This window comes from Acinetobacter sp. 809848 (assembly GCF_000581275.1).
GTDB classification, from domain to species: domain Bacteria; phylum Pseudomonadota; class Gammaproteobacteria; order Pseudomonadales; family Moraxellaceae; genus Acinetobacter; species Acinetobacter pittii.
Genome location: NZ_JEXG01000007.1, coordinates 117,412 through 134,388 on the forward strand (window position 1 = coordinate 117,412; position 16,977 = coordinate 134,388).

Genomic DNA, 16,977 nt, shown 5'->3' on the forward strand with positions numbered 1-16,977 from the left:
AAGCACTTTTTAGTGCTTTTTTTTATTTTAGCTTTTAAAGCAATTTATTGTTCTTTTAGAGCATTAGAAGCCCTCAATAGTAGGGCTTTTTATTTTCTTGTTAATATAAATCATTAGTTATTAAGCTCTTATAGTTAATAATCGAACATATTTTTAATATAAACTTTAGAATATGTGTGAAATATAAATTATTAGTAATAGAGATATGGTAGATTAAAAAATCTTTAAATAAAGAAATTTTATATTTCACGGAATTGCTAATGAACGTTCGCCTGTGTTATGCCAGTCAACGGAACGAAAAAAATGAAGACTTGTTGCAAGATTTACGTGATATTTTGACAGAAGCACGAGATTTCAATGATTTGAATCAGATCTGTGGGGTGCTCTATTATGCCGATAATGCTTTCTTTCAATGCTTGGAAGGTGAGCGAGAGGTGGTTGAACGATTATTTGAAAAAATTACAAATGATGAAAGACACCACAATGTTAAATGGTTGTGTACATATTCCATTGAACAAAACTCGTTTCAACGATGGTCAATGAAATATGTACAACGTAATACAAATATCGAATCTTTCTTTCTAAAAATGGGAGAAAGTACTTTTAATCCTATTCGTCTTGATGAGCAAAACTTAAAAGCTTTCATCAATGAATTAGTCATTGCCGAACAAACTAAAATTAACACAGTTAAGAAAGTGGGTATGGTGAATCGTGGGGTGAAACCATTTTAGCTATTTGGCTATCACGCCAATATGGATGGTCTTGAGTTTAGGTAATATTTTAGTCATGACTAAATATACAATAACTGAACTTGCGAGCATCCATATCACTTCTAAGCTTTGACTAATGACAAACATAGCCCAATAAAAAAAGCTAAATAGGGCGAGACAGAGTCTACTACCTTTAAAATACCAAGTAATAAATATTCCAAACAGTGCAGAAGAGAGAAGGAGATTAATCGTCTCGTTCATTCCTATGTAATTAAAGAAAATAATCAGTAAGCATAAAGCTAACATTGATAGTAAATATACAAATATATTTTTTGCAATAAACATTTTCTATACCCTATCTGATGATTAAAAAGTATCTTTCCTCTGTTTCCAGAGGAAAGATAGTACATATTAATTTTTGAGATTCTTTTTCTATTATTAAGAGTTTTTATATTAATAAAGATGACTTTATCATTTTCTCCAGATCTCTTTATTAATATTCAGCTTTCTATTTAATAGTAAAGAGTGCTTATATGTACTGAAATTAATTATAAGAAAAACAATCATTTGAGTTGTAAGCTTTGGCTTACATAATTGTGAGAGATTGCCTACATTTGTATAAATAATGATCAAATTTTACAAAATTAAATTTACAAAAAAATTTATTTAACAATAACTTAAGTAAATATATTGTTTAGATGAGCTTTACATAAATAACAAAAAGTAACATCAATTTTAAGAGATACTTTTCTTAAAATTTATAAATATTAATAAGAGAAAATTAATTTATTTAAAAAATTTTAACATTTGATAAAATATTGTTTTATTAAATTGTATTTCTAATAAATAAAATTTATGTGTTGAAGGATTTTTAATGTGATTAATAGTGAGGAAATTATATTTATATTTTTGTGTCATCTAGTAATGAGCTGCTTTTGAATTATGAGAAAAAACTACTGCAATATAAATAAAACTAGAATATCAGACTTATAAAATTTAAATTTTGGCCAGCATAGAACTGACTACACTGGCTTTACTGCTTTTGAATTAATTATTCTGAACGAGTAGCTAACCAAGTACTTACTTCTGGCCAGACCGTAGTGGGTGCTTGACTACCAGAAACTACGCCCATATGACCACCTGGTACCACCTTGAATGTTTTGTCTTGGCTACTAATTAAATCCATGAGTGGTTTAACAGCATCAGCTGTGACAATAATATCTGTGTTGCCACCAATAGCTAACACAGAGCATTTAATATCTTTTAGATAGGCGGTAAGTTCACCAAATTTAACTACACCTTTAGACAGTTCATTATCAATCCAGAAACGGAGAATAATATCGCGCATGACACCGCCCGGATAGGCCAGCATATTATCGATAAATGAACTTGAGGTTGCATGATCGACAATAAACTCTCGGTTATCTAGATTTTTAAAAAGTTCCCAATATGTTTTCAAATTTCCAATCGGATCCGTTAATTTAAAGCCAAGCGTGTTTTGCCAGCCATGAATATGAAATGCTTCACTTGGTACATGATGGCGAATACGAAATGGCGTATGTTTGCGAACCCATTCTGCGGGTTTGGTAAGACTACCGTATAGTTTCCCCATATAACCTGCTTTGTGTGTGTCGATAGGGGAAGCGAGAATAATTAGATTTTTAATATCTTTATCTTTAAACAATGCGGTATAGCAGAGCGAAAGCGCGCCGCCCAAACTCCAACCATGTAAAGAAAGCTGTTGCTGACCGCTGTGTAGGCGAACTTGCTTTAACATCTCTGGCATGAAAACTTTAATATAAGTACCGAAGTTATATTTTGCTTGGTGCCGAGTCGGGATGCCCCAGTCAATTAAATAGACATCAAAACCTTGCGCTAAAAAATAGCGTACAAAGCTACGCGTAGGGAACAAATCGTAAATGAGCATGTTCACTGCTAATGGAGGAACAATAACTAAAGGTACACGGTGTTTATGTGTGGATAAGCTAGTCTCATTTTTATAATGGCGTAAGGTAATGATTTCATGCTTATGAATCACATCAAATGGGGTTTTTCCTGATAAGGCAATTTGAGGGCCTCTGAAAAAGAGATCTGATGCATTGATCAGCATGTGAGGTATTTTTTGACCAGCACGTGTCTGAAGAGATTTTTTAATAGATTGTAGCTGTGGAACGTTCTGACGAACTTTAAGCAATAAACTCATTGAATATAAAACCTATAAAGATGTTGCCCAGAACAGTAAAGAGCTGGTCTTTGAAGGATATTAAAGTGAATGATGCAGAAGTTCAGTGACCCAAAAGACAGGATTTTTCTTTAAATGTATCAAGTTAGAGCTTAGCTTAGCGCAATATACTGTTGCTTAAAAAAAGAGTAATAAGATTGAGGCAACCAGATGTCTTGATTTCATCACTCGAGCATTAAAACTTTTAAAAAAATTAATTCTCAAAGCAAGATAGAAATTTAGGAGAGGGTACATCATGATTTTTTACTAAATACTTAAAACAATATTTTGATTTATATAGTTATTTTTAAATAAAGATGGTTTTTGTAAAGTTTGTTTGTGTTTTTTTTAAATAATAAAAAATAAAATATAATTATTTTACAATCCATTAGGAATGTAATCAGAAAGTAGCATATATGGAATTTGTTTTTAATGGTTTTTATACACTAATTTCGGCGGTTATCGTCTTATTGTTGGGCCGCTTTCTTGTTAATCGAATTGATTTTTTAAAACGTTATAATATCCCTGAACCTGTAGCTGGTGGTTTGGTTGCTGCTGTAGTTTCTTTACTTGTCCACACTTTGTGGGGGTATAGCATTGTTTTTAGTAGCGAATTACAAACCAGCTTTATGCTCGTGTTCTTTGCTTCAATTGGTTTAAGTGCCAATTTTATGAAGCTTAAAGAAGGTGGTACTGCTTTAGTCATCTTCTTAATTTGTGTTGCATCATTCATTGTTGTACAAAATGCTGTTGGTATGAGCCTTGCGACATTATTGGGTCTTGACCCACTTATTGGTTTGATTGCAGGTTCAATTACCTTAACAGGTGGTCATGGTACAGCTGGCGCATGGGGTGAAATTTTAGAAACCCAGCATGGTATTCAGGGTGCTTTAGCATTAGGTATGGCGAGTGCGACCTTTGGCTTGATTATTGGTGGTGTGATTGGTGGGCCGTTAGCGAAATTACTCATTAATCGTTACAGTCTTGCTCAACCAAAAACCAATGCTGAAATCCAAAATCGCGACACACATCTTGAACAAAATTCAGATGACCTTGCTCCGTTTGAAAACCCGCATCAAGTCCGTTTAATTACTGCCGATAATGCAATTACTACACTGGGTATGTTTGCAGCATGTTTAGCGTTTGCTGAATTTATGACTGGCTTTAGTAAGGGAACGTGGTTTGAGTTACCAACTTTCGTTTGGGCACTCGGTGGCGGTGTAATCTTAAGAAATATTTTAGAAAGCGTGTTGAAAATTGATATTTTCGACCGCGCGATTGATGTATTTGGTAACGCGTCTTTGTCGCTTTATTTAGCAATGGCATTGCTTTCATTAAAGCTTTGGCAACTTGCCGACTTAGCTGGTCCGCTTGTAGTTATTTTAGGTGCGCAAACCATTACGATGGCTTTATATGCGGCATTTGTGACGTTCCGCGTCATGGGCAAAAACTACGATGCAGCAGTATTAGCAGCAGGTCATTGTGGTTTCGGTATGGGTGCAACACCAACAGCCGTGGCAAATATGCAAGCCATTACTAATATGTATGGTCCATCGCATAAGGCTTTCTTGATTGTTCCGCTTTGTGGCGCATTCTTTGTCGACTTAATTAATGCGACAGTCATTCAGCTCATGCTGAAATTTATTGCCTAATATAAAAAAAGCCCGTTAGGGCTTTTTTTATGGGTGTTTGTCCATGAGTATTTGATTTCTATTTATAGGCTCAATTTTTATTTTCGGATGACTTAAATCATTTAATTTTTAGGATGCTTTTTCTCAAAACTAATAATCGCCCTTAAACCTCGTTTCACATAGAATAAATTGCAGATAAATAAAATGAGAAATGTATGAGCTCAGAAGCACATTCAATTAGCTTGGTTGCCCCTGTGGTTTTATTGGCGGCTGCTGTCATTGCAGTTCCTATTTTTAAACGTATTGGTTTAGGTTCAGTACTTGGTTATTTAATTGCGGGTCTAATTATTGGCCCATTCGGTTTTGCTTTTTTTCAAGATTCCACCGCAATTTTGCATATTGCCGAGTTGGGAATTGTGATGTACCTCTTTGTGATTGGTTTGGAAATGCAACCCTCACATTTGTGGAGTCTTAGGCGCGAAATTTTTGGCCTTGGTACGCTACAGATTATTATTTGCGCGCTGGCTTTGACTGGCGTTGGGCTGTTATTTGGCTTTACATGGCAAGTTGCTTTTATTGGTGCGGCAGGGTTCGTCTTAACCTCGACTGCGATTGTGATGCAGTTATTGGGTGATCGGGGGGATTTGACTCAACCCCGAGGACAAAAGATTGTAGCCATCTTACTATTTGAAGATTTACTCATTGTGCCATTGCTGGCTATTGTTGCTTTTATGGCACCGAATCATGTGGTCGAAAGCACATCGGTACGATTAGAAAATATAGGAATTGGTTTACTCGCAATTGCAGGGCTTATTGCGGCAGGGTATTGGTTACTTAACCCATTGTTTAGACTATTGGCCGCTGCTAAAGCCCGAGAAGTCATGACTGCGGCGGCTTTATTGGTGGTGTTGGGTGCAGCGTTACTGATGCAAGTCAGCGGTTTGACTATGGCGATGGGTGCTTTTTTGGCGGGTGTACTTTTATCTGAATCGACCTTTAGACATCAAATTGAAGCGGATATTGAACCATTCCGAGGAATATTACTGGGCCTGTTTTTCCTTGGGGTCGGTATGTCATTGGACTTATCGGTAGTTGCTCAAAACTGGCAACTTATTGTGAGTGGTGTAATTGCCCTAATGCTTGTCAAAGCGCTCATGATTTATATGGTCGCCCGAGTAACGAAAAGCTCTCATACTGAAGCGTTAGACCGCGCTTTACTTATGGCTCAAGGTGGAGAGTTTGCCTTTGTACTTTTCTCGGCTGCGCTAAGTGCACAAGTTATTGATAGTATCGTTAAATCTAACTTAACCGCCATTGTTGTGCTTTCAATGGTGTTGACCCCAATAGTCGGTATTATTTTCAAACGTTTTACTCAAGCAAAAACGAAGGTTTCATTAGAAAACATCGACATTGCTGACGGGCTAAGCGGTAGTGTTTTAATGATTGGTTTTGGGCGCTTTGGACAGGTTACTAGTCAATTATTATTAGCAAGAGGTGTCGATGTCACCATTATTGATAATAATACCGACATGATTAGAAACGCCGAAAAGTTTGGTTTTAAAATTTATTATGGCGATGGTTGCCGTCTAGATATTCTGCATGCGTCTGGCGCCGCAACAGCACAAGCGATTGTGGTGTGTGTAGATAGCAAGGAAACGACCAATAGAATTGTAGAACTCGTGACCCATGAATTTCCTTTGGCAAAATTATTAGTCCGTTCATATGACCGTGAGCATTCACTGCATTTAGTTAAACAAAAAGTGGACTTTATGATTCGTGAAACGTTTGAATCTGCAGTTAAGTTTGGCGGTGTGATTTTGCAAGAACTGGGTGTAGATGAAGACGAAGTAGAAAGAATTACCGAGGAAATTCGAGATCTCGATAATGAGCGTTTTGAAACTGAAATCGCTGCAGATGACGTCAATGCGGGAGCAGGTATGCAATATACACATACTCATCATCCAAGACCAACTGCGCCATTGATTCGACCAAAACAAGAAGGGCGGATTTTAAATAAAGAAGATACTTCAGAGAATGAGGGTGTGGATTAGTCATAAAGCTCAGTAAGAGTTTTTTAGAAAAGCTTTTACTGAGCATTTTTATTGGTGGAAGTACCTAAGTGCCCAAAATATTAGTTGAAACGGCTGCATTTAATTCATCTGGCTGAAGGTCAATAAACTCTTTCGTTGGGTGGCAGCTGCCTGCGTTATTAATCCACACATTTACTTGTCCAAAATGCTGAATTGCTCCCTCCCATAAGGCTTGTAAATCTGCAATTTGTGTCACATCACAGCATGAACCAATAAATTTTTCTTTACTAAAATGATTTTCTAGGTGAGTGAGAGCATGCTTAAGATGCTCCGCGTTTCGTCCAGCGATGACAACTGAACATCCCAGATCTAAAAAAGCGTGGGCGAGTGCTAAACCTATACCTTTTGTGCTTCCAGTGATGACTACGCAGCCAACTTCACGACTAGATAAACTCATTGAAATCTCTAAATTTTTTTAAAATTAACGCTATTGAGCAGCTTTATGAAAATGAGTTGTTTGCTCTTTTAATAAAAGCAAATAGATAATTGATAAACTTATCATCGAAATATTCATTACGATAGGGTTATAAGGCGAGATAAGTGTAGAAGGTTTTAAAAAACCAATTAAGAATAGTAAACCGAATAAACCTAAAATACTTAAATAGTGAATATATTTATGAGTATAAAAAAGAAACAATAAACCAAAAATAATTTCAGCTATACCGCTCGCGCGCCCTGCAAGTTTTGCATACTCAAAAGAAAGTCCGATGGTTTGCCATACAAATATTTCATCAGAGTTAATAAAAATTAGTTTAGGAACCAGTCCTTGATAAAACCACAAGAAAGCGAGCATAAAGCTTATAAATTTTAATGCTTTAGCATTATCCATTAAGATTCTCTAAAAGATTGAAATTTCAATTTTGATCATTGCGATTATTATGTTTTGATTTAATTTATTCTTCAATAGCTAATAAGACTAGCTAGTTTTTTTAATCATTTCTTATGGTTGTTTTTTAACATTAATGTAGGGATATGATAGGAAAATTTTATATTAAAACATAGGAGAAATACTCCTATGTTTTTAATTTTATGGTTCACTAACTAATCTTGATATATTTTTTAAAAGTATATTTCTTAGAAATTGTTTATAGCATTCATCTGTATTTTTGTTTGAATGTTGAACTAAATAACCGTTGAGCTGTGTAATTATAATTATGGCTCTTTCTTTGTATTCTTCTGATGAGATTTTATTATGAATAGGGAGTATAATTTTATATATAAGTTCAAAATTATACTTTTGTATCATTGATAAAGAATCATATACATAGGGTAAGTGATCTGAAATAGAAAATACCTCTTTAAATGTATGCGTAATGACCGGTTGTTCTATTTCATATATTATATTGGTGATAATATTCATAAACCGATGCAAGGGTGGCTCATTTGCATTTAAGTTGATTAAAATTTCTATACGCTGTATATAGTCGAAAATTAATTTATCGAGTAAAGCTTTTAATAAACTATCTTTATTTTGGAAATAATGCTGTAAGGTACTTAAACTAATATTCGATTGAGCTGCAACTCCTCGCATACTAAAACCAGAATAACCTTTGGTAAGAAAAACTATCTCAGCATTTTTTAAGATTTGCTTTACTCTTTCTTGTCCTTTTAGTGTGGTAAAGGACTTCTTTATTTGCATAGTATCAAAGGTATCAATTTTGATCATTATCCAGCCTGTAAGTACTATTTAAAAAAAGGCATTCTAAACCATGAAATTAGAAAAATATAAATAAAATATTTAAATTCTATTAAACTAATTATGGGTCATGTGACCTATAATTTTTTAATATCGGTCATATGACCTAATCTAAAATTAAAAAATAGGTCGTGTGACTTATTTTTGTCTCTTAAGTAATAGTTAAAATAGGTCGTGTGACCTGTTTAAATAATAATGAGTTTCTTATGATTTTATTGAATCTATAAATTATTGTATTTGAATAAATATTGACTAATTTTTATTTGATAGATGATATTTATTTTCTCTATTTCTTGGACTTTTTTTTAAAGTAGGGGTGGGTATTTAGTTAGGTGTTTTTTTAACTGTTAAAGAAAGAATTTTAAATAAGTAAACATAGTCTTTTTGTAATGTGTGTATACAAGTTAAATAATTGTTATTAAATTGTGAAAAGAATCACACAATAGTAAAAGGTAGTTTGTTTTATATATAAAACAAAGTGGACATATTTTATTTATTGAGTTTGATTCATTTTGTTCTACAAAACTAATCATTATATATGTAGGTTATGAATATGAAAAACATTCAGAAATCACTTCTTGCAGCATTAATAGTTGCTGGTTATGCGGTAAATACTCAAGCGGCTGTTACTGGACAGGTTGACGTTAAATTAAATATCTCAACAGGCTGTACTGTAGGTGGTAGTCAAACTGAAGGGAATATGAACAAGTTTGGTACTTTAGATTTTGGTAAAACTTCTGGTACTTGGAACAACGTATTAACAGCTGAAGTCGCTTCAGCAGCAACAGGCGGTAATATTTCTGTGACTTGTGACGGTACGGATCCTGTTGATTTTACAGTTGCAATTGATGGTGGTGAACGTACAGACCGTACTTTAAAAAATACTGCTTCTGCTGATGTAGTTGCATATAACGTTTACCGCGATGCTGCTCGTACAAACCTTTATGTTGTAAACCAGCCACAACAGTTCACTACAGTTAGTGGCCAAGCTACAGCGGTACCAATTTTCGGTGCAATTGCTCCAAACACTGGCACAGCAAAAGCCCAAGGTGATTATAAAGATACTCTATTAGTTACTGTAAATTTCTAAATATAAAAAGAAATAATTGATTGAGTGGCAGGTTTACTTAAAAGCGAGTGAACCTGTTTTAAATGGAGGGGAGATGATATTTAATCGCGGTTCTATATTTATAATTTCTTATTTTTTAATTTCTTCATTAAATGCGGGTGAAATTGGAGCTAAGTTAACAAATCAAATTGAATTATTACCTTCTTGTTCTATTAATAATAAAGTTGTTGAAAATAATGCGACAAATTTAAATTTCGGAACTGTTGATTTTGGTGAAACCTCAACTGGTTTTAATGGGGTGATCGACGCAAGTTTGATAAATAATGGAAACTCTGGTTTACAGATACAGTGTGCTGGTATTTCTACTGTAAAAATAATATTTGGTTCTGGAAATAATGATAGTAAAGTTCCTGCTTATTTTTCACAAAATTATTATCATGCATTAAGTAATGGTAGAGATTTTGTTGCTTATAACTTGCTCTATGGTTTAGATAAACAAGTGATTAGAGCGAATGATGCTTTTATTCTTAATGATATGAATACTAAAAAGAATATCGATATTTTTGGTCAAGCCATACACGATGGTGGTCGTATATCTAAGGGTGAGTATAGAGATATAGTGCCAATTACAATTGAGTTTTAAGAAAATGAAATATTTTTATTTTAAAGCAATATTATTGCTATCTGTAAGTCCATTTGTATATGCGGTAGATTCTCAATTAAATTCTAGTTTTAAAGTTCAGGCTGAAATTGAAAATGGATGCTCAATAGATAATATCGAACAGAAAATGGATTTTGGTAAATATTCAGCTTTATCAAAAGATAAAGTCGTTTCTAATATTATAAATAGCAAAGAATCTTGGAATATTCGTTGTACTGAAAGCTTGCCTGTTAGTATTTCTATAGATGGTGGTGAAAATCTACAGAATAATATAAGACGTATGAAAAATGGTTCATCTTCGAATTATTTGCCTTATAAGTTATATAACTCTAGCAGTTTGTCTACTGAATATGTTGTCGGTAATAAATATTTATTACCTGCCACAACACCTACAAGCCGTCTGGCAAATTTTGAAATATATGGTGTCGTTGATTTAGAAAATAATAATGAACCACATACTGCTGGAATTTATAAAGATACTGTTTCAATAATGATTACATGGTGATTTGTATGAACAATTCTGCATTTATTAAAAATGGCATTTTAAAATCTTTTTTATTTGCAAGTACATTATCACTTGTTACACCTGTGATGGCGCAAGCAACTTTTTTAATTTGGCCTATTTATCCAAAAATTGAAGCCAATGAAAAAGCAACAGCGGTTTGGCTTCAAAATACCGGCAAGACCGATGCGATGGTGCAAATTCGAGTGTTTAAATGGAATCAAGATGGCTTAGAAGATAACTATAATGAGCAATCCGAAATTATACCAAGCCCGCCTGTAGCTAAAATTAAAGCAGGTGAGAAGCATATGCTTCGTTTAACCAAAAGCGTCAATTTGCCAGATGGCAAAGAACAGTCATATCGGTTGATTGTAGATGAGTTACCGATTCGCCTTTCTGATGGAAACGAGCAAGACGCTTCTAAAGTGAGTTTCCAAATGCGTTACTCAATTCCGTTATTTGCCTATGGAAAAGGTCTGGGTAGTGGCTTAACTGAAGAGAGCCAAAAAGCGAATGCAAAAAATCCTTTAGCCAAACCCGTTTTACAGTGGTCCGTCCGTAACAATGACAAAGGCCAGTCTGAGCTATATTTAAAAAATAATGGACAGAAATTTGCGCGTCTTTCGGCACTTAAAACTTCAAAAACTGGCAATGATATTTCTTTAGGGAAAGCTGCTTTTGGCTATGTTTTATCGAATAGTACTGTGAAGTTTGCTATTGATAAGACGACTGCAAATGAATTGTTAAAAACTTCTAAAATTTATGGTGTTGATAGCTCTGGCATAAAACAAGAGTTGATCGAAATCACAAAAATGGAGGATCCAACATGATCCTTCGGCATAATAATTTATGCAAAAGTATTTTGCTAATTTTGTTGTCGGGTGGATGCTCAAATATTCCAAATGTTGCTGTTGCTGGCGATTTGCCTCCACCACCAAAAGATATTAACGAAATTAATCAATTGTTTAAGCTATATCTAGACTTGGTTGTAAACCAATATTCAGTTCAGCAGGTTGTGCCTGTCATTGTTAAAAATGATGAGTACTTCATACAAAAAAACAAGCTGATCGATGAGTTAGAAATTCACATTCCTCAGGAGCTACTGACAAACAACGAGACCGCTTTAACCAATCAAGATATCTTAACTTTGGGGTTTAGTGGTGATGCAAGTGACTGGATATCTTTAGATAAGTTGAAAGATGTAAGCTATGAATATCAATCATCAAACCAATATTTTAAGCTTAACTTTCCACCTGCTTGGATGCCGACTCAAGTTTTAGGTAAAGACTCATGGTATAAGCCTGTCGTTGCTCAATCTGGTATAGGGCTGCTCAATAACTATGATTTTTATACTTATAGACCCTATCAAGGTGGTTCAACCAGTAGTTTATTTACTGAGCAGCGTTTTTTCTCTCCGTTAGGGGTTATTAAAAACTCTGGTGTCTATGTCAAAAATCAATATAAAAATGAAGGTAACGCCGAGTCTTTAGACAATGATGGCTATCGTCGTTATGATACATCTTGGCAATTTGATAACCAAAATAACGCTACATCTTTTGTACTAGGTGACATTATTACCGGTAGTAAAACGACTTGGGGAAGCTCTGTCCGTCTAGGTGGTTTTCAGGTACAGAGAAATTATTCAACTCGACCCGATTTAATTACCTATCCATTGCCACAGTTTATTGGGCAAGCCGCGTTGCCAAGTACAGTCGATTTAATTATTAATGGTCAAAAGACCAGTTCAACAGAGGTACAGTCTGGGCCGTTTATTTTAAACAATGTTCCTTTTATTAATGGTAAAGGGGAAGCTGTTGTGGTCACGACCGATGCAGTCGGGCGTCAGGTTACAACAGCGGTCCCATTTTATATTTCTAATACTTTGCTCAAGCCCGGCTTATTTGATTACTCATTGTCTTTAGGGAAAATTCGTGAAGACTACGGACTTAAGAACTTTTCTTATGGAAAATTTGCAAGTGCAGCCGATGCCCGTTATGGGGTCAATGACTGGTTTACCGTAGAAGGTCGTACAGAACTTTCTTCAGACTTACAGTTATTGGGTGCAGGGTCTGTACTCAAGCTTGCAAACTTAGGTGTGCTGAGTGCTTCTTTTAGCCAAAGTAAGGCCGATAAGTCTATGTCTGAAGATCGAGCTAAAGATTTAGAGGGTAATCAATATACGGTCGGGTACAGCTATAACCGTAATCGGTTTGGTTTTAGTATTAACCATAACCAGCGCGATGATGAATATACCGATCTTTCACGGCTGCAATATAGCAATTTAATTTCGGTCAATAGCAATAAAAGCTTAACGGCCAATACTTACTTTGCGACCAAAAACTCAGGCACATTTGGCGTCGGTTATATTAATACTAAGGCGAATGACTTTAAAAATCGCTTCTTAAACTTGTCATGGGCACCTGTTTTGCCGACTTATATGAATGGTGCGACTGTTTCGTTAAGTGCGAACCGTGATTTTATTGAAAAAGAGTGGAGTGCTGCATTTCAACTTTCGATACCACTGTTTCAGCGAAACGCGACTGTTAACTCAGGTTATGCATTTAATAAGCAAGGCGATACTGGTTACATTAACTTCAACCGCTCTGTTCCTTCTGAAGGTGGTTTGGGTGTCGACTTGACCCGACGCTTTAATGAAAATAGTGAAGATTTAAATCAGGCACGCGTCAATTACCGCAATGGTTATATCAATACCGACTTTGGTATGTCTGGAAACCATGACTATAACTACTGGTTTGGTCTATCTGGTTCGCTTATTTATATGGCGGGGGAGATATTTGCTTCAAATCGTTTAGGTGATTCTTTTGCATTGGTCGATACCAATCAAGTACCAGATGTTCTGGTTAGATACGAAAACAGTTTAATTGGTCGCAGTAATAAGAAAGGGCATATTTTTGTACCATCGGTAACGCCTTACTATTCGGGCAAATACAGCGTCGACCCAATCGATTTGCCTTCAAACTTCACCATCACGCAAGTTGAACAACGTATTGCTGCTAAACGCGGCTCGGGTGTTGTGATTAAGTTTCCAGTTCATCAGTCTATTGCTGCCAACGTTTATTTAACTCAAACAGACGGAAAACCTATTCCTGTTGGTTCAGTGGTGCATAGAGCTGACCAAGAGTCATCTTATGTGGGAATGGATGGGATTGTCTATTTAGAAAACTTAAAACCCAATAATACCGTAACTGTTCAACGTTCGGATCAGAGCGTATGTAAGGCAGATTTTTCTGTAGATGTAGAACAAGCCAAGCAACAGATTGTGGTGGTTAAGCCTGTTATGTGTCATGAGGTATCTTTACCATGAAAATAAGAACAAAAAAATTACTCAGCCATTTATGTATGTTTTCTGGAATGATGCTGGCTGGAAATTTGGCTCATGCTGCATGTAGTGTGAGTGCTTCCGGTTCATCTACTATTTCGGTTCCGTCTATCTATTTAACGGAAAACGGTGAAAACTCTTCACAGTTTAATTCGGGTTTATCGTGTACAGGTTTTAGTTTGGCTTTGGCGAACATGACATATCTAAAATATCGAGTTGAACAAATGTCGAATTCATTTACCAATGCTCAAACTGGAGAAAAACTTAATGCTGTTATTTTAGATAGTAATAATGAAATCATCAGTTTAGGCCAAGAAAAAGACATGAGTAGCTTTACGCTGGTCAATCTTTTTAGTGGACCAGATGGCAACTTGCCTTTCTATATCCGCCTTCCGGCTGGGCAAAGTGTATCACCAGGCGTGTATCAAGCTGACTCACCGTTAAAAGTAAAATGGTTTTATTCTGTACCCGCAGTTGCGATTGTGGGAATCGGGGTGTTCTTTGAAAGCCCTGGGTTTAGGCGTGGGGCATTAGGTATTGGTTTTAACTGGGGAAGTGGAGCGGACTCGCTTGGTTCACTCTCCATTACCGTGCTTCCAGACTGTCGAATTTTAGCTCAAGACGTAAACTTTGGTACAGCAGCGTTTGCTTCCAAGCTTGAACCTGTCCAGTCTTCTATGGGAATCCGTTGCTCGGTAAATACCCCATACTATGTCAGTTTAAATAATGGACTTTCCCCTCAAAATGGCGACCAACGAGCTATGAAGTCGCAAACGGGTGATACATTTTTAAAATACGATATTTTCAAGAACTCATCGAATGATCGATGGGGAAGCGGTAACGAACGTTGGTCGAGTTTAAATGCAACGATTAACCCAGGCGTACATAATGGAGTAACTCAGCAGAATTATGTGTTTACTACAAAAATTGTTGATGAAAACGCAGATACAGTACCAGCGGGAACTTACCAAGACACGGTCACGGTACAAGTCGAGTTTTAAAGACTATTTGCTTTTTATAAAAGATAAAAGCTCAGTTCATGGGCTTTTTGTCTTTAAATAGAATATGAAATTTCTGGTTCTTATAAACCTATTCCAGTTCCAATTGATTATCATCTTTGGTAATTTTAATTTTTAACTTCTTATATTTTCGCTTATTTGGATCTAGGGCTGAGTTCATCACTTCATCTGCAAAAGGCGGGCACTGCATCAATTTTGCATAAGCCCTATAGCCGATACGTATACGAGTAGGCGGGCAATCGGTTCTTTTTGAGTAGTATTCAATGAGTGAGTTCAGTTCTTGTAATAAAGTTTGCTGTTCCATCATACATACTTAACAATTAGATGACTTAAGCATAATAGACTTAGTCGTTTAGCGGAATATGCCTTTAAAATGTACAGCTATATAAATTGTGATGTAGTTCTCTAAAACACATATTTTATGTATGAAGTTTGTTTAGGAGAGATTTTGGATGTTTCTTTAATCGGATTGTCACAAAGAAAGGTTAATTTAAAGTCATAACAAAAATTGATGAAGATTGTTGCGAACAATAAAATCAAAAGCAATTTTCACAGACGTGGTCGTGAGGTAATTAGGGCTAATTCGAAAGAGTTGGCTTTTTTGTTTTAGTGCATTTGCTTAGATCAAGATGTCCTTTATTAACATTCAATTGCAAATTATCAAGTTCTAATATGGAACTTCATTTTTTAAGTAGATAAAAATAAAGGATCTTAAAAATGTTAATCTCAAGCGATAGATTACCAAAGAGTTTTAAAGACAAAGCCAATCAAAAGGTTGCCAAACTTTCAGGCTCATTGTTGGGAGCTGTTACACCAGAACGACAAGCAACATTGCCAAAAGAGTTTGAACTCAGTCCTCATACGCTTTATAAGCGCTTTGGTAGTACACATTACGGGGTCATGATTCCTGACTTACCTGAACCATTTCGATATTTATCTTGGGCTTCGGTATTAGGTTATGTTGGATTTACGATTACAGATACCAACTATCAAATGTCTAAAGATGGAAAAGGGGATACAGCTTCTTTGGTACATGGAACAGCATTATCGACAACGCCTGAGGCCTACAGGACATTTTCAATCAAAAATGATATCAAGTTTAACCAAACTCCTTTCGCTATTAATTTTGACAATCAAAGTGTCATGCATGAGGATGGTGATGAATTTATATTAATTACTAAAAGAGAAGATTTAGAACTAGAACTTCATTTAAAGCCTACCAAAGCTATTTCATGGTTTGCCTATAGTAATTTTTATAAGCATTTTAGTGTCTTGATGCATTATGACGGCTACATTAAACAAAAAGGCAATAGTGAGAGTATTAAAGGGCTTTGTACGCTTGAGTCTTGGAAAGCTGTAGCGACCTCAATGCTCAAAAACAAATGGTTAGTTGAGAATATTCAACTTCCTGTAAAAGTCTTTAGCTATCAAGTTATTAATATTGACCATGAACAGCAGTTATTACTGGCTTTTATTTGCTATGAAGACCAACCCATTTTGACTTCTGTTTACTACCGTCATATTGATGGAACATCAATTCAATACAACGGAGATATACTTTTTGAAGTAACCAGTCTTCAAGAAGAACCACAGATTACACCTGATGGTTTTCCAATGAATTTACCAAATACTTTTCGCTGGGTTGCTTATCACAATAATCAAAAGGTTCTAGATATTTCAGCACATGTAGACACTCCCTATTGTTTTGGATTGGCTGCTGGTTTCGTTTCTTCATATACATGGCAAGGCGAATTCTATGAACAGCCATTAGTAGGAAGGGGTTATCTGGAATATATTGACAGAAGATAAAATCGTTTTAAAACTTAGTTGTTTATCTATAGCTTCAAGCGAACTAGAAAATATCTGTTTTATAAACTCAATTTAACAATAGATTTTAATTATTTATCCTTACTTTTTAATGATCTATTTTAAAACAGATGTCATTTTGTGTGCTTGACTGCAATAGGGCAGAGCACTATCCTTTGCCTGCTGGCCACATTGCCAGCCGGCTTTGACAGGCTGAATATTATCTCCCGCA

At 35.4% G+C, this 16,977-nt stretch carries 15 protein-coding genes and 1 pseudogene; 10 read left to right on the forward strand and 6 right to left on the reverse strand.

The features are described from left to right. The first annotated feature begins 260 nt into the window (after positions 1-260). Positions 261-731: an AnBLUF65 family BLUF photoreceptors gene (locus J536_RS10455; protein ID WP_005073517.1), complete on the forward strand. Its 471-nt coding sequence runs from the start codon at positions 261-263 to the stop codon at positions 729-731. On the opposite strand, the gene J536_RS25665 is transcribed toward J536_RS10455, so the two are convergent. Together J536_RS25665 and J536_RS10460 are read right to left on the reverse strand one after the other, a co-directional pair. After that, positions 732-1,055 (reverse strand): hypothetical protein, encoded by a 324-nt coding sequence (locus J536_RS25665; RefSeq protein ID WP_032005339.1) that lies wholly within the window; start codon positions 1,053-1,055, stop codon positions 732-734. A gap of 706 nt (positions 1,056-1,761) precedes the next feature. Continuing rightward, positions 1,762-2,913, reverse strand: a complete 1,152-nt coding sequence (locus J536_RS10460; RefSeq protein ID WP_032005341.1) for an alpha/beta fold hydrolase — start codon at positions 2,911-2,913, stop codon at positions 1,762-1,764. Between the two features lie 434 nt (positions 2,914-3,347). Between J536_RS10460 and gltS the strand changes: the two genes are divergently transcribed. Next, a complete protein-coding gene (gene gltS / locus J536_RS10465; protein WP_002115276.1) occupies positions 3,348-4,583 on the forward strand; it encodes a sodium/glutamate symporter in 1,236 nt (411 codons plus the stop codon). A gap of 194 nt (positions 4,584-4,777) precedes the next feature. Continuing rightward, positions 4,778-6,613, forward strand: a complete 1,836-nt coding sequence (locus tag J536_RS10470) for a monovalent cation:proton antiporter-2 (CPA2) family protein (protein WP_032005343.1) — start codon at positions 4,778-4,780, stop codon at positions 6,611-6,613. A gap of 67 nt (positions 6,614-6,680) precedes the next feature. Here J536_RS10470 and J536_RS10475 read toward each other — a convergent pair. The 3 genes and pseudogenes from J536_RS10475 to J536_RS10485 form a co-directional block, all read right to left on the reverse strand. Then, positions 6,681-7,049 (reverse strand): annotated as a pseudogene (locus J536_RS10475) (SDR family NAD(P)-dependent oxidoreductase); the annotation flags it as partial. A gap of 30 nt (positions 7,050-7,079) precedes the next feature. Beyond that, positions 7,080-7,481: a DoxX-like family protein gene (locus tag J536_RS10480; protein ID WP_017386491.1), complete on the reverse strand. Its 402-nt coding sequence runs from the start codon at positions 7,479-7,481 to the stop codon at positions 7,080-7,082. 198 nt (positions 7,482-7,679) lie between these two features. Then, positions 7,680-8,318 (reverse strand): TetR/AcrR family transcriptional regulator, encoded by a 639-nt coding sequence (locus J536_RS10485; protein ID WP_017480795.1) that lies wholly within the window; start codon positions 8,316-8,318, stop codon positions 7,680-7,682. Positions 8,319-8,901: 583 nt separating this feature from the next. On the opposite strand from J536_RS10485, the gene csuAB reads away from it, so the two are divergent. From csuAB to csuE, 6 genes are all read left to right on the forward strand, one after another. Further along, on the forward strand, positions 8,902-9,438 hold the full coding sequence (csuAB, locus tag J536_RS10490; protein ID WP_002049140.1) for a Csu fimbrial major subunit CsuAB: 537 nt from the start codon (positions 8,902-8,904) through the stop codon (positions 9,436-9,438). Positions 9,439-9,511: 73 nt separating this feature from the next. Continuing rightward, entirely contained in the window at positions 9,512-10,060 is a 549-nt protein-coding gene (locus J536_RS10495; RefSeq protein WP_019767583.1) for a spore coat protein U domain-containing protein, read from the forward strand. A gap of 4 nt (positions 10,061-10,064) precedes the next feature. After that, positions 10,065-10,583, forward strand: coding sequence for a spore coat U domain-containing protein (locus J536_RS10500; protein ID WP_032062849.1), 519 nt, complete (start codon positions 10,065-10,067; stop codon positions 10,581-10,583). Next, on the forward strand, positions 10,577-11,410 hold the full coding sequence (gene csuC / locus J536_RS10505; protein ID WP_155515530.1) for a Csu fimbrial biogenesis chaperone CsuC: 834 nt from the start codon (positions 10,577-10,579) through the stop codon (positions 11,408-11,410). Before J536_RS10500 ends, csuC begins: the two co-directional genes overlap by 7 nt. Next, positions 11,407-13,905 (forward strand): Csu fimbrial usher CsuD, encoded by a 2,499-nt coding sequence (gene csuD, locus J536_RS10510; RefSeq protein WP_032062851.1) that lies wholly within the window; start codon positions 11,407-11,409, stop codon positions 13,903-13,905. Before csuC ends, csuD begins: the two co-directional genes overlap by 4 nt. Further along, a complete protein-coding gene (gene csuE / locus J536_RS10515) occupies positions 13,902-14,921 on the forward strand; it encodes a Csu fimbrial tip adhesin CsuE (protein WP_032062852.1) in 1,020 nt (339 codons plus the stop codon). Before csuD ends, csuE begins: the two co-directional genes overlap by 4 nt. A gap of 88 nt (positions 14,922-15,009) precedes the next feature. On the opposite strand, the gene J536_RS25990 is transcribed toward csuE, so the two are convergent. Next, positions 15,010-15,243 (reverse strand): hypothetical protein, encoded by a 234-nt coding sequence (locus tag J536_RS25990; RefSeq protein WP_016806139.1) that lies wholly within the window; start codon positions 15,241-15,243, stop codon positions 15,010-15,012. Between the two features lie 413 nt (positions 15,244-15,656). Here J536_RS25990 and J536_RS10520 point away from each other — a divergent pair, with 413 nt between their 5' ends. Next, entirely contained in the window at positions 15,657-16,748 is a 1,092-nt protein-coding gene (locus tag J536_RS10520; RefSeq protein WP_032062853.1) for a DUF6670 family protein, read from the forward strand. The last annotated feature ends 229 nt before the right edge of the window (positions 16,749-16,977 follow it).

What these genes read in the sequence shown, in the direction of transcription:
- J536_RS10455 (WP_005073517.1), top strand. Translation starts at nt 261, where the DNA reads ATGAACGTTCGCCTGTGTTATGCCAGTCAACGGAACGAAAAAAATGAA.
- J536_RS25665 (WP_032005339.1), bottom strand. Translation starts at nt 1,055, where the DNA reads ATGTTTATTGCAAAAAATATATTTGTATATTTACTATCAATGTTAGCT.
- J536_RS10460 (WP_032005341.1), bottom strand. Translation starts at nt 2,913, where the DNA reads ATGAGTTTATTGCTTAAAGTTCGTCAGAACGTTCCACAGCTACAATCT.
- gltS (WP_002115276.1), top strand. Translation starts at nt 3,348, where the DNA reads ATGGAATTTGTTTTTAATGGTTTTTATACACTAATTTCGGCGGTTATC.
- J536_RS10470 (WP_032005343.1), top strand. Translation starts at nt 4,778, where the DNA reads ATGAGCTCAGAAGCACATTCAATTAGCTTGGTTGCCCCTGTGGTTTTA.
- J536_RS10480 (WP_017386491.1), bottom strand. Translation starts at nt 7,481, where the DNA reads ATGGATAATGCTAAAGCATTAAAATTTATAAGCTTTATGCTCGCTTTC.
- J536_RS10485 (WP_017480795.1), bottom strand. Translation starts at nt 8,318, where the DNA reads ATGATCAAAATTGATACCTTTGATACTATGCAAATAAAGAAGTCCTTT.
- csuAB (WP_002049140.1), top strand. Translation starts at nt 8,902, where the DNA reads ATGAAAAACATTCAGAAATCACTTCTTGCAGCATTAATAGTTGCTGGT.
- J536_RS10495 (WP_019767583.1), top strand. Translation starts at nt 9,512, where the DNA reads ATGATATTTAATCGCGGTTCTATATTTATAATTTCTTATTTTTTAATT.
- J536_RS10500 (WP_032062849.1), top strand. Translation starts at nt 10,065, where the DNA reads ATGAAATATTTTTATTTTAAAGCAATATTATTGCTATCTGTAAGTCCA.
- csuC (WP_155515530.1), top strand. Translation starts at nt 10,577, where the DNA reads ATGGTGATTTGTATGAACAATTCTGCATTTATTAAAAATGGCATTTTA.
- csuD (WP_032062851.1), top strand. Translation starts at nt 11,407, where the DNA reads ATGATCCTTCGGCATAATAATTTATGCAAAAGTATTTTGCTAATTTTG.
- csuE (WP_032062852.1), top strand. Translation starts at nt 13,902, where the DNA reads ATGAAAATAAGAACAAAAAAATTACTCAGCCATTTATGTATGTTTTCT.
- J536_RS25990 (WP_016806139.1), bottom strand. Translation starts at nt 15,243, where the DNA reads ATGGAACAGCAAACTTTATTACAAGAACTGAACTCACTCATTGAATAC.
- J536_RS10520 (WP_032062853.1), top strand. Translation starts at nt 15,657, where the DNA reads ATGTTAATCTCAAGCGATAGATTACCAAAGAGTTTTAAAGACAAAGCC.